The sequence below is a fragment of the Qipengyuania aquimaris genome (assembly GCF_009827445.1).
GTDB lineage: Bacteria > Pseudomonadota > Alphaproteobacteria > Sphingomonadales > Sphingomonadaceae > Qipengyuania > Qipengyuania aquimaris.
Window position 1 is genome coordinate 386,750 of record NZ_WTYI01000001.1, and the last position, 11,723, is coordinate 398,472.

12 protein-coding genes are annotated in these 11,723 nt (G+C 63.2%); 1 reads left to right on the forward strand and 11 read right to left on the reverse strand.

The window, feature by feature from the left end:
• Position 1: 1 nt before the first annotated feature.
• From GRI34_RS01840 to hisG, 7 genes are all read right to left on the reverse strand, one after another.
• Positions 2-844: a cupin domain-containing protein gene (locus GRI34_RS01840; RefSeq protein WP_160594483.1), complete on the reverse strand. Its 843-nt coding sequence runs from the start codon at positions 842-844 to the stop codon at positions 2-4.
• Positions 841-2,001, reverse strand: a complete 1,161-nt coding sequence (locus GRI34_RS01845; protein WP_160594484.1) for a GNAT family N-acetyltransferase — start codon at positions 1,999-2,001, stop codon at positions 841-843. Before GRI34_RS01845 ends, GRI34_RS01840 begins: the two co-directional genes overlap by 4 nt.
• Before the next feature lie 147 nt (positions 2,002-2,148).
• Positions 2,149-4,305 carry a sodium-translocating pyrophosphatase gene (locus tag GRI34_RS01850; protein WP_160594485.1) on the reverse strand — a complete coding sequence of 719 codons (2,157 nt, stop codon included), beginning with the start codon at positions 4,303-4,305 and terminating at the stop codon, positions 2,149-2,151.
• A 146-nt stretch (positions 4,306-4,451) separates the two neighbouring features.
• Positions 4,452-5,315, reverse strand: coding sequence for a thiamine-phosphate kinase (gene thiL, locus GRI34_RS01855; protein ID WP_325065224.1), 864 nt, complete (start codon positions 5,313-5,315; stop codon positions 4,452-4,454).
• Positions 5,312-5,764 (reverse strand): transcription antitermination factor NusB, encoded by a 453-nt coding sequence (gene nusB / locus GRI34_RS01860; protein WP_160594486.1) that lies wholly within the window; start codon positions 5,762-5,764, stop codon positions 5,312-5,314. The genes thiL and nusB overlap by 4 nt, the downstream gene beginning before the upstream one ends.
• The gene (gene hisD, locus GRI34_RS01865) at positions 5,761-7,050 is read right to left on the reverse strand and encodes a histidinol dehydrogenase (protein WP_160594487.1); all 1,290 of its coding nucleotides are present in this window, start codon (positions 7,048-7,050) and stop codon (positions 5,761-5,763) included. The genes nusB and hisD overlap by 4 nt, the downstream gene beginning before the upstream one ends.
• Positions 7,050-7,703 carry an ATP phosphoribosyltransferase gene (hisG, locus tag GRI34_RS01870; protein WP_090482266.1) on the reverse strand — a complete coding sequence of 218 codons (654 nt, stop codon included), beginning with the start codon at positions 7,701-7,703 and terminating at the stop codon, positions 7,050-7,052. Before hisG ends, hisD begins: the two co-directional genes overlap by 1 nt.
• Before the next feature lie 43 nt (positions 7,704-7,746).
• Here hisG and GRI34_RS01875 point away from each other — a divergent pair, with 43 nt between their 5' ends.
• The gene (locus GRI34_RS01875; protein WP_160594488.1) at positions 7,747-8,814 is read left to right on the forward strand and encodes a DUF2332 domain-containing protein; all 1,068 of its coding nucleotides are present in this window, start codon (positions 7,747-7,749) and stop codon (positions 8,812-8,814) included.
• Here GRI34_RS01875 and GRI34_RS01880 read toward each other — a convergent pair.
• Genes GRI34_RS01880 through GRI34_RS01895 form a run of 4 tightly spaced genes read right to left on the reverse strand, consistent with a single transcriptional unit; the run spans position 8,811 to position 11,715 of the window.
• Positions 8,811-9,713, reverse strand: a complete 903-nt coding sequence (locus GRI34_RS01880; RefSeq protein ID WP_407692139.1) for an alpha/beta fold hydrolase — start codon at positions 9,711-9,713, stop codon at positions 8,811-8,813. The two genes, GRI34_RS01875 and GRI34_RS01880, sit on opposite strands and share 4 nt — an antisense overlap.
• On the reverse strand, positions 9,713-10,528 hold the full coding sequence (locus GRI34_RS01885) for an SDR family NAD(P)-dependent oxidoreductase (RefSeq protein ID WP_160594490.1): 816 nt from the start codon (positions 10,526-10,528) through the stop codon (positions 9,713-9,715). The genes GRI34_RS01880 and GRI34_RS01885 overlap by 1 nt, the downstream gene beginning before the upstream one ends.
• 12 nt (positions 10,529-10,540) lie before the next feature.
• A complete protein-coding gene (locus tag GRI34_RS01890; protein WP_160594491.1) occupies positions 10,541-11,431 on the reverse strand; it encodes a pirin family protein in 891 nt (296 codons plus the stop codon).
• 11 nt (positions 11,432-11,442) lie between these two features.
• Positions 11,443-11,715: a BolA family protein gene (locus tag GRI34_RS01895; RefSeq protein WP_160594492.1), complete on the reverse strand. Its 273-nt coding sequence runs from the start codon at positions 11,713-11,715 to the stop codon at positions 11,443-11,445.
• Positions 11,716-11,723 lie beyond the last annotated feature (8 nt).

Below are 11,723 nucleotides of genomic sequence, written 5' to 3' on the forward strand. Positions count from 1 at the left end.
GTCAAGCGCCCCCGGCTCCGAGCCGCCGCATGACCCGCCATGCAAGCGATTTTGCGCGATTGGCGTGAGGCCACCTGCCGGGCGCTTTCGGAGCGAAGCCGCGCTGGCGCAGGGAGCCGTTGAAACAGCGCGCGGCAGCTTCGGCATAGCTCCATTCGCTGCGCCAGGTGATGGAGAGCGATATCGAGCTGGCAGGGCCGTTGCGCACGAAATGCGGTGCCATCACGGGGACGTAGACTGCCTCCTGCGGATCCAGTTCGAACGGGGTGCCGCCCTTCGCGAGCGTATCGTCCCAAGACAATTCGCGTGGGCCGCCGAGGTGATAGCTTTCATGCACCGTGTCCGGCGCGAACGCAGGATCGCCTGCGGGAAACTGGGTCATGACCTTGGTGCCGGTCAGCTGCAGCAGGATGTTGTGCTCGGGATCGAAGTGATAGGGGGTCACCGCATTGGGGCTGGAAATAAAGACATAGCCTTGCGGGGTCAGCATCGGACCCGTCCTGCTCTCGATGACGGGGCGAAGTTCCTCAAGCAGATCGACCAGCAGGTCACGATAGGCAGGAACCTGCTCGATATTCTTGAGCACCGCCCAGCTGTCACTCTCTGCAATACGCCGGATCGTGTCTTCGATAGTCAGCCCGTTCGGCGCCGGCTTGCCGTCGACGCCGATCGGAAGGTCGCCGCGGTTGTATTCCACGCTCTCTGCAGGAAGCTGTGAAGCGAGCCCCGCCAGTGCATCCAGCGTCAGGCGCGGCTCGTCTGCGAGGGAATGGCTGAGCTTGTGCGGCACTTCGGGATAGGAACGCGCAAACTGGTCCCTGCTTTCCTGTCCGAAAACGGTCATTGCCTCGCCTCCTGCCGCTTTTCCTCGATCCACGCCATCACAGCGCCGAGCGCCCGTCGCCATCCGTGGCCCACGGGGATCGTATAATAAGCGATCTTCCTGCGCTCGGACCAGATACGTTCGATCATGGAATGGCCCGGCTCCGCGCAACTGTCGCACCATTGGATATCTTCATCTTGCAGCAGAACCAGGTTCTCGATCTGGAGCTGGAGACCGGGCGAATAGCGTGCAAAATCCTCGTCGAAAGCAGTCTTGAATGCATAGGATCCCGGTGGCGTAAGGAAGGTCGCCAGCATGGCAACCGGTCCTCCGTCGCACATGAGCGTGAGTCGCTCCAGCCGCCCGAGAACAGCTGCGCTGGCCAGCGCTTTCCTGAAGACTTCCGTCGTGCGCGGGTCGGCGGCAATGGCCGATCCTGCGTCGCCCTTCCAGCCGCGTTCTTCAAGGGTGAGGAACGCTTCAACCCACTCGCCGATACCTTCGCTGGAACGATGCCGCACAACCTCGAGTGAGCCGCTCTCCGCTAATCGTTTACGCTGCCTGCGCAATTCCTTTCGCGCCTTGGTTGTCATCGAACGGGCAAGATAGCGGTCCGGTGACTGCGAACTTTCCAGCAGTGCACGTTCGGCCGAATAAACGGTACGCATCGGCCTGTTCGCGTGACGGCAGGCCTGTCGAAGACCTTGTGCGATATCATCGTCCGGCGAGACCTGCCGAAGATGAAAGAAGAGCGATCGCCCGGCAGTAGAGTCGAAATAGTCGAGGCATGCGGCCCAGAACTTCGTCTCGTATCCGGCGGCGACCAGCGGCACTCCGCAGAACATATTGGGATGCAGCCATGCTGCAAGGTGCGGGATCCGACGCCCGTGGTATCCATTCGATCGCTGCACCGGCATCAGCCCGCACAAACGCCCGTCTTCGACAAGCAATGCAAGTGCCACCTCGCCTTCGGGGTCGAAAGCTTCCAGCGAAGGCAGGAGAAACCAATTTTCGTAGAAAGGATTGGGCGATATCGCATGGTCGGCGAGAGAACGCCATGCAGCCTCTGGCAAGGCTGAGGCGGCATCTTTCCATGAGCTGACATGTAACCCGTCGGGTAGTGGGCAGGAGGCGGGGTTGGCTGCAGCGCTGTGCGATCCCTTGCCTGCGTTTTCCATCGTCCCGGCCCCCTAGCGGCGCGAGTAGCTCGCCGCCGATCCAAGACTAGCTTCAATCCGTCACGTTGCAAACCAAGCAACGCAACTGAAAAGGGCGGCGGCACCCGAAGATGCCGCCGCCCCGATGTGCGTAGATGATTCCGGAGATCAGCCAGCTGCGAGAGCTGCGAGAAGCAGCAGTGCAACGATATTTGTGATCTTGATCATCGGGTTCACGGCCGGGCCCGCGGTATCCTTGTACGGATCGCCCACGGTGTCGCCGGTCACGGCAGCCTTGTGGGCTTCCGAGCCCTTGCCGCCGTGATTGCCGTCTTCGATGTACTTCTTGGCGTTATCCCACGCACCGCCGCCGGCGGTCATGGAAAGCGCCACGAAGATACCGCCGATGATCACGCCGAGGAGCAGGGCTCCGACGGCGGCAAAGGCGTTTTCCTGGCCTGCAAGGAACAGGATGGAGAAGTAGACCACGATCGGTGCCAGAAGCGGAAGCATCGAAGGCAGGATCATTTCCTTGATCGCAGCCTTGGTCACGAGGTCCACCGTGCGGGCATAGTTGGGCTTGCTGGTGCCTGCCATGATGCCCTTGTCGTTGGCGAACTGTTCGCGCACGTCGACAACCACGTCACCGGCAGCGCGACCCACGGCGGTCATGCCCATCGCACCGAAGAGGTACGGGAGCAGCGCGCCAAGCAGCAGGCCGACGATGACATACGGGTTCTCGAGGCTGAAATCGACGTCTGCATCCGGGAACAGCTTGGCCAAGTCGGTCGTGTAGGCGGCGAATAGCACCAGCGCGCCGAGGCCCGCCGAACCGATCGCATAGCCCTTGGTCACGGCCTTGGTGGTGTTGCCCACGGCATCGAGCATGTCGGTCTTTTCACGAACGCTGTCGTCGAGACCCGCCATTTCCGCGATGCCGCCCGCATTGTCCGTCACCGGACCGTATGCGTCGAGTGCCACAACCATACCCGCCAGCGCCAGCATTGCGGTGGCTGCATAGGCGATGCCCATGAGGCCAGCGAGCTGGAAGGTGGCGATGATGCCCGCAACGATCACGATCGTCGGAAGCGCGGTCGATTCAAGGCTGATGGCGAGACCCTGGATCACGTTGGTACCGTGGCCCGTCTCCGAGCTCTTGGCGATCGAGCGCACCGGACGATAATTCGTGCCGGTGTAGTACTCGGTGATCCAGATGATCAGGCCGGTGATCGCAAGACCGATCAGCGAGCACCAGAACAGGTCCATGCCGGTGAATCCGACGACCTGTGCTGCCGTGCCTTCTTCAGCCAGCGGAGCGCCCGGGTCGATGCCTGCGACAGCACCGCCGATTTCCGTCCCCATACCGCCCAGCGCATAACTGATGACGGCATAGATTAGCGGAATAGCGAGTACGGCCGAGACGATGAAGCCCTTGTACATCGCTCCCATCACGTTCGTGCTGCCCTTGCCGAGCTTCACGAAATAGGTGCCGATGATGCTGGTCACGATGCACGCGCCGCCGATCAGCAGAGGCAGTGCCATCATGGGCAGCAGCAGGTCGCCCAGAACTTCGCTGAAGAGCAGCGCGGTCAGGACCATGGTGACGCCCACGGTGACGACATAGGTTTCGAACAGGTCGGCAGCCATGCCGGCGCAGTCGCCCACATTGTCGCCCACGTTGTCGGCGATCACAGCCGGGTTGCGCGGATCGTCTTCGGGGATGCCTGCTTCGACCTTGCCGACGAGGTCGGCGCCCACGTCTGCGGCCTTGGTGAAGATACCGCCGCCAAGACGCGCGAAGATCGAGATCAGCGATGCACCGAAGGCCAGACCGACGAGGCCGTAGACCACTTCGTCGCTATCGGCAGCAAAGCCGCCCGGGCCGACGAGGTACCAGAAGAACACCGCGATCGAGAGCAGGGCGAGGCCAGCAACGAGCATGCCGGTAATGGCACCAGCGCGGAAAGCGAGGGTTAGACCCTGCTGAAGCCCGCTCTGCGCTGCAGCTGCGGTACGCACGTTTGCGCGCACCGAAATGTTCATCCCGATAAAGCCTGCAACGCCCGACAGGACAGCGCCGATCAGGAAGCCGACAGCCGGCCACAGGCCGAGGAACACGAACACCAGAACGGCGACGACGACGCCGACCATGGCGATGGTGGTGTACTGACGCTTCAGATAGGCTTGTGCGCCCTCCTGGATAGCGCCTGCGATTTCCTGCATTTTTTCATTGCCGGCACCCGAATTGAGCACCTGGCGGCTGGTTACGAAGCCGTACACGACGGCCAGCAGTCCCAGCACAATTGCTATGAGAACTAAGTCCACGAAAATTTCCCCTCCCTTTTTATGTTTATGCTTCTCGACCTTGGGAGATGTCGGAGCACGTGGGCGAGAGGTATAAGGGCCATGTCTTACGTGACAAGGCCCGAAATCGCGGCAAACGGCGGGTTTTGCCCCGCTATCCCGCAATATCAGTGCGTGTAGCCGAGATCGCCCTGTGGCGGCTGGTTATCGAGCAGGACCTCATGGTCGCCCAGAAGTCCGACTTCGCCGATGCGTGTGACCTCGAGCTGGTCGTCGAGACCGGCCGGTCCGGTGCACAGGAGAACGTAGTCATCGCCCCAACGGATGGCATCGTCGAGGCGACCTTGCGGGGCGAGATTCAAGAGCGGGTCACTATCGAGGCTCAGCGTCACTCCGCTAGCGCGAGCGATGCGCGAAGCGTCGAGAAGGAGCCCGTCGGAGACGTCCATCATCGCTGAGACGTGCGGCGCGAGTTCCTGTCCGAGCGCAAGCTGCGGCACGGGGCGGCGATAGGCGCTATCGTCCTGGTCGGTGTCGTCGCGCAAGGCTTCGAGGCCAAGCATGGCATAGCCGATCCGGCCGGACAGGTAGACCGCATCCCCGGGCCTTGCGCCGCTGCGTGACGGGACGGGGCGATGGGTTGCCCGTCCGATTGCGGTGCACCCCCAAACGCGCTCGCCTCCGCCGCGGACGGTATCTCCGCCGAGGAGCGGGACGTCGTAGGTTTCGAGGACTTCGCGCAAGCCAATGACGAAGCGGTGATCGTCATCGCCCAGCATATGCGAGATAAGGACGCCGACGGGCTTTGCGCCCTTGGCAGCAAGGTCGGACAGGTTCACGGCGACCAGCTTCCACGCCACATCGGCAGGGTCCTGCCCCGCCAGCGTGTGGACGCCCTCGATCATGGTGTCGTGGCTGAGGACGAGCGTTTCGTCCCCGAGTTCGATCACGGCCGCGTCGTCTTCAAGTCCGCGCGCGGCGGGCGATGTCGCCAGCGCCTTCAGCGCGTCGATGAAGCCCGCTTCGTTCAGCGTCCCGTCTCTTTCGCGACGGAGTCGAGGATGCCGTTGACGAACTTCGCTTCGCGATCGTCGAAGAAGGCCTTGGCGACATCCACATATTCGCTGATCGAGGCGGCCTTGGGCACGTCGACACGGGCCAGCAGTTCGTATGTGCCGGCACGCAGGATCTGGAGCATGGTCTTGTCGAGGCGTGCGAGCGTCCAGCCCGAGGCAAGGCGCGCGGTCAGGAGGTCGTCGATCTCTTCGCGGCGGGCATCGACGCCCTTCACGACATCGTCGAAAAACGCGACATCGGCGTCGGCATATTCCTCGTCCTCGATGACCTTGCCGAGGCGGTGCTGGTGGAATTCGTCAAGCAGGCGGACGGTGGAGGTGCCCTCCATCTGCTGCTGGTAGAGCGCCTGAACGGCGCCGAGACGGGCGGCGCTGCGGGCCTGGGAGCGGGGGGCTGTGTTCACGGGAGCCTCTTGGAAATGGAGAGAGCATGGGCGGGAAGCCCTTCGGCCTCGGCCAGGCGAACGGCGGCAGGGCCGATCGCGGCGAGGGCATCGGGGCTCGCGCCGATGAAGCTGGTGCGCTTCATGAAGTCGAGCACGGACAGGCCGCTCGCAAAGCGGGCACGGCGGCCGGTCGGAAGGACGTGGTTGGGACCGGCGATATAGTCGCCGACGGCCTCGGGCGTATTGCGTCCGAGGAACACGCTGCCGGCATGGCGCAGTTTTGCGAACAGCGGTTCGGGATCGTCGACGGCGATTTCCACGTGCTCGGCAGCCAGCCGGTCCGCAAGCGGGATCACATCGTCGAGCGTGTCGACGATGACCACGAGCCCGTGATCGTCCCAGCTTTGCTTGGCAGTCTTGGCCGTCGGCAGGTTCATGAAGGCAAGGTCGATCGCATCGCTTACCTGCGCGGCGAAAGCGGCATCGTCGGTAATGAGAATCGACTGGCTGGTCGGGTCGTGTTCCGCCTGGCTCAACAGGTCGGCGGCGATCCAGTCAGGGTCGTTCTTGCCGTCAGCAATGACAAGGATTTCGCTGGGTCCGGCAACCATGTCGATGCCGACCACGCCGTAAAGCTGGCGCTTGGCCTCGGCGACCCAGGCATTGCCGGGGCCGGTGATGACATCGACCCGCTCGATCCGCTGGGTGCCATAGGCAAGGGCGGCGACCGCCTGCGCACCCCCGACGCGCCAGATCTCGTCGACCCCTGCCACATGGGCGGCGGCGAGGACCAATTCGTTCACTTCGCCCTTCGGCGTGGGCGTGGTCACGACCAGCCGGTCTACACCCGCAACCTTGGCGGGGATCGCATTCATCAGCAGCGAGGAAGGATAGGCTGCGCGTCCGCCCGGGACGTACAGACCCGCCGCCTCGACGGCCGACCAGCGCGCACCAAGGCGCATGCCGATGCTGTCGGTATAGTCGCGATCTTCGGGAAGCTGGCCTTCGTGATAGGCGCGGATGCGGGCCGCCGCCGTTTCGAGGGCCTCGCGCAGTTCGGCATCGATTGCGTGATAGGCCTGTTCGCAGGCTTCACTGGAAATCGACCAATCGCCATCGCTTGACAGGTTATGGCCGTCGAAGCGCGTGGTGTATTCCACCAGCGCCTTGTCGCCGCGTTCGCGCACTTCGTTGAGAATACCTGCCACATCGCGGCCGACCTGCATATCGCTTTCGCGCCGGTCGCGCACGACGCGGGCGAACTTCGCCTCGAAATCGGCATCGGTGGTGCGCAGCAACAGCATCAGGCCGCGTTCCTCTGCTCGCTGTCTGCACGGAAAGCCTCGACCAGCTCGGCCACGCGCGGATCGGTCTTCAGCGCGGCGCGGTTCACGATCAATCGCGCGGAGATGTCCATGATGTGGCTGGATTCCACGAGGCCGTTCTCACGCAAGGTCGTGCCCGTCGAAACGAGGTCGACGATCCGCCCTGCAAGGCCGAGCTCGGGCGCGATTTCCATCGCGCCGTTCAGCTTCACGCATTCGGCCTGGATCCCCATCCGTTCGAAATGGCGGCGGGTAATATTGGGATATTTGGTCGCAACGCGCAGGTGGCTGGCGCCATTCGTCGCACTTGCACCCTTGGGCTCTGCAACTGCGAGGTGACAGTGGCCGATATCGAGATCGACGGGCGCATAGAGCTCTGCATAATCGAACTCTTCTATTACATCAGAGCCTACAATGCCCATTTGAGCGGCGCCGTGGGCTACAAAGGTAGCCACGTCGAATGCGCGCACGCGGATCAGCCGCATATCTTCGCGTGTGGTGGCGAAGGTAAGCGAGCGGTTGCTCTTGTCGTGAAAGCCATCCTCGGGCACCACGCCGGCGCGCGCCATCACGGGCAGCGCCTCGTCGAGAATGCGCCCCTTGGGCACGGCGAAGGTCAGTCCACTAGTCATTGCGTGGCGCAAATAGGGGCGCAGGCAGGAAAGGGCAACGCATATGACCGCTGGCGGCGTAATGGATATCGTTTCGGTCCCCGAAGCTATCGAATGGCAGGCGACGCATGCCGAACAGGCGGGCGCCCCAGGGACCGCGCAAGTCGTCCGCGCGCTCCTGGCGCTGGAGGATAGCGAGGCGGCGACCGCGCGCAGGATCTTCGCGTGGCGGGGATTGAGCCTGCGCGATGCGATGCCGCTTAGGATTGCCGGAGGCATTCACAACCTCCTCCTCACCGGCGACGAGCCGCGGCTGGAGGCGCTTTACGCCGGGCGAATGCCGGCCCAGGCGGATGCCGACGCCCTCATTCGCGAGCTGGTAGAAACCCACGATACGCGGCTTCTTCCATGGCTCGACGGGCCGCCGCAAACCAATGAAGCGGGGCGCTCTGCAAGCTTCGCCGCGGCTCTGCTCTGGTTGGCTGACGGGCGGACTTCGCAGCAGTTCGAATGGCTTGAGATCGGCGCCAGCGCGGGCATCAACACGATGATGGGCCGCTACCGCTATGAACTGGGCGATGTGCATGTAGGCCCACAAGGCAGCCCCATGATCATCACTCCGGAGTGGCGCGGCAATTCCCCGCCGAATACCGGCTTCACCCTGGTGTCGGCGCGCGGAAACGACATAGCACCGGTCGACCTGACGGATAGAGCGGAGGCCTTGCGGCTCAAAAGCTTCGTCTGGCCCGAGGCGACCGGACGAATGGCGCGTATCGATGCGGCGATCATGCTCGCCGAAGACGGGCCGCCGCACATCGACAGGATGGACGCCGGCCAGTGGGTGAAAGCGGAACTGGAGAAGCCGCAGGAGCAAGGCGTTACCCGCGTTCTCGCCCATTCAATCATGTGGCAGTACCTGCCCGATGCGACCCAGGACCTGATCGAAGAGGCCATGCAGGACGCCGGCGCGCGTTCGAGTGAGGACAAGCCTTTCGCCCACATCTCGCTCGAAACCAACCGCGAGACCTTCGCCCACGAGTTGCACGTGCGCTACTGGCCTGATGGGTGTGAGGCGGTGCACCTGGCGAATGCCCATCCGCACGGGGCATGGGTGGAATGGCTGGGCGGCTAATCCGTCTGTGCCAGGAAAGCGTCCATTGCCGTATTTACCGCATCAGGCGCTTCCCACGGTACGAAGTGACCGCAATCGGGCACTTCGACAAGGGTCAGCTTCTCGACATACTTGCCGAGTTCTGCCGTGTTTTCAGGTGGAAGGGCGAGATCGTCCTGCGCCCAGATTACCAGTGTCGGTATCGTAAGCTTGGGTAGCTCAGGGGGCGACCAGCCTTCGGGCGGTTCGTAAGGCGCATCGAGCGGCGGGATGTCGATCGGACTGGCGCGATACCAGTTGAGCATCGCAAAAGCCGTATCGCGGTCCTGCCAGTCTTTCAGCAGGATAGCGCGCTCTTCTGGCTCCATCTTGTCGGGTGCGTCCCAGTTGATCTGGTCTGCAAGGATGCCGATCAGGCCTTGCTCCCTTACCAGCTCATCCTTGGCCGGATCGCGGAAACCGCGCATGTACTGGCTTGCCTCTCGCTGGACGGGCGAGGTGTAGAGCAATTTCTGGAAGACGGCGTGATGCGGGGCATTGGCTATGACTGCGCGGGGTACGCGGCCCATCTGTTCGCCTGCCATGGCAACGCCCCATGCAATCGCGCCGCCCCAGTCATGACCGACAATGGTGAATTCGCCGATCCCTAGTGCTTCGGCGAGAAGGAACACATCGCCGACCAGCTTGTCCGGCGAATAATCCTCTACGTTTTCGGGGGTGCTAGATCCGCGATAGCCGCGCTGGTCGGGCGCCACGCAGCGGAAGCGATCCTCGAAATGCGCGATCTGGTTGCGCCAGGTGCGGTGGTTTTCCGGGAAGCCGTGCAGGAAGATAAGGGCAGGGGCATCGGTCGGCCCGGTATCGACGACGTCGAGTTCGATGCCATTCGCCAGCGCAACGCGTTTCTGCGGCCAGTTCATCATTCTTCGGTCTGCATTTTTTCCATATAGCCGGATGCGACCATCGCGGCGACCTGGTCGAAAAGCGCATCGGGCGTACGGCGCATCTCGCCCATGGCTTCTTCCATCCCTTCGGCCACGATGATCTCGCGCTGACCCTCGGCCACCGCATCGACGATCCGGCGGGCGGCATCATCGGGGCGGATGCCGTTGTCGATCACCTTGTCGCTACGGCCACGCTTGCTGCCATCGGAGGTCAGGGCATTGCGGCTGACATCGGTGGCGACCGATCCGGGACATATGACATGGACGCCGATATCGCTCCGGGACAATTCGCCGCGCAGGGCGTCGGCATAGCCGATCAACCCGTGCTTCGCCGCGCAATAGGCGGTGCGCATCGGCACGCCGACCTTGCCGGCGATCGAGGAGATGAAGAGCAAATGCCCGTCACCGCGTTGCGCGAAATGCGGTAGCAGCGCCTGCGTCGCGGCGATCTGGGCGGTGAGGTCGATTTCGATGATGTCGCGGTAGACCTGCATCGAAGTCTGGACGGCAGGGCTGCGCTGCGAAATGCCCGCATTGGCAACGAAAATATCGACGTTGCCTTTCCAGCCGATCGCCTGCTCTGTCGCGGCTTGCATTGCCGCTTCGTCGCGGACGTCGAACGGGAGGATGAGCGTGTCGGTGCCGAGACCGGAGGCGACCTCTGCCAGGCGCCCCTCGTCCCGCCCGGACAGAATGACATTCGCGCCGCGACCTGACCAGTCGCCTGCCAGTGCAGCACCGATCCCGCTACTGGCGCCGGTAATCCAGGCGGTCTTTCCCTCGAAACTCATCTGTGTCCCTCCTCAAGGATAAGTGACGGTCTTGGGTGCACCGTCGGGCAATTCGATCCGTTCTTCGCTGTCCCCGGGTACGACCGGGAAGCGGCCTTCTCGCCAGTCTTCCTTGGCCTGCTGTATCCGGTCGCGGCTGGAGCTGACGAAATTCCACCAGGCGTGGCGGTTGCTGCTGAACGCTTCCCCGCCCATCAGCATCACGCGCGCACCGGATCTGCTTTCCAGCGTCATGTCGCGGCCCGGCTGGAGGACGTTGAGCGTGTATTTCTCGAGCGGGTGTCCGTCGACGCTCGCCTCGCCGCCAACCAGCATCAGCGCGCGTTCGTCGGCGTCTTCTTCTATGGGAATAGCACCGCCGGCCTCCAGCACGATCTCGGCATAGATCGTATCGGCATAGGTCGTTGTTGGTGCGCGTTCGCCCCACAATTCGCCCATGATGACGATAGCCTTGGCGCGGCCGTCTTCGACGATCGGCAGGTCCTTGCGCTCTTCGAATGCGGGGTCGATCTCTTCGCGCCCATCCGGCAGCGCCAGCCAGGTCTGCATCCCGTACAGCTTCGGTCCGGCCTTGCGCTCTGCTTCGGGCGAGCGCTCGGAATGAACGATGCCACTGCCGGCGGTCATCAGATTTACCTGTCCCGGGCGAATGGTCGAAAACGTGCCCAGACTGTCGCGGTGGTCGATCGCGCCTTCGAACAGCCAGGTCACCGTCGCCAGGTTGATGTGCGGGTGGGGGCGGACGTCCATGCCGCTGCCAAGATCGAGCTGGGCGGGGCCGAACTGGTCGACGAAGATGAAGGGGCCGACCATGCTGCGCTTCTTGGCGGGGAGAACCCGTCGGACCTCGAACTGGCCGAGATCGTGGGTCGTCGGCTGAAGCGTAAGGTCGATCTGGCTCATTGCGGCTCCCCTTAGCTGGTCGGTGCAGATGCCTGGATGGATAGGGCGTGGACACGCTCGCCCGGGATATCGCCCAGCGCCTTGTTGACCATGCGCTGGCGTTCGACGCGGCTCTTGTCGGAAAAGGCGGGGGCCTCGATCACCACGGTGAAATGGGATTCGCCGCTACCGTCGTCGCCCGCATGGCCGTGGTGCTTGGCGCTGTCGTTGATTACTTCGAGGCGTGTCGGAGCGAAGGCGTCCGTCAAAAGCCGTTCCATCTCTTGTTGAACCGGGCCTGCCATCGGATCGT

Bases quoted from the DNA above. Each gene is read 5' to 3' on its own strand.
- GRI34_RS01840 (WP_160594483.1), bottom strand. From the start codon at position 844: ATGACCGTTTTCGGACAGGAAAGCAGGGACCAGTTTGCGCGTTCCTAT.
- hisD (WP_160594487.1), bottom strand. From the start codon at position 7,050: ATGCTGTTGCTGCGCACCACCGATGCCGATTTCGAGGCGAAGTTCGCC.
- hisG (WP_090482266.1), bottom strand. From the start codon at position 7,703: ATGACTAGTGGACTGACCTTCGCCGTGCCCAAGGGGCGCATTCTCGAC.
- GRI34_RS01895 (WP_160594492.1), bottom strand. From the start codon at position 11,715: ATGGCAGGCCCGGTTCAACAAGAGATGGAACGGCTTTTGACGGACGCC.
- GRI34_RS01875 (WP_160594488.1), top strand. From the start codon at position 7,747: ATGACCGCTGGCGGCGTAATGGATATCGTTTCGGTCCCCGAAGCTATC.
- GRI34_RS01880 (WP_407692139.1), bottom strand. From the start codon at position 9,713: ATGAACTGGCCGCAGAAACGCGTTGCGCTGGCGAATGGCATCGAACTC.
- GRI34_RS01845 (WP_160594484.1), bottom strand. From the start codon at position 2,001: ATGGAAAACGCAGGCAAGGGATCGCACAGCGCTGCAGCCAACCCCGCC.
- GRI34_RS01890 (WP_160594491.1), bottom strand. From the start codon at position 11,431: ATGAGCCAGATCGACCTTACGCTTCAGCCGACGACCCACGATCTCGGC.
- GRI34_RS01885 (WP_160594490.1), bottom strand. From the start codon at position 10,528: ATGAGTTTCGAGGGAAAGACCGCCTGGATTACCGGCGCCAGTAGCGGG.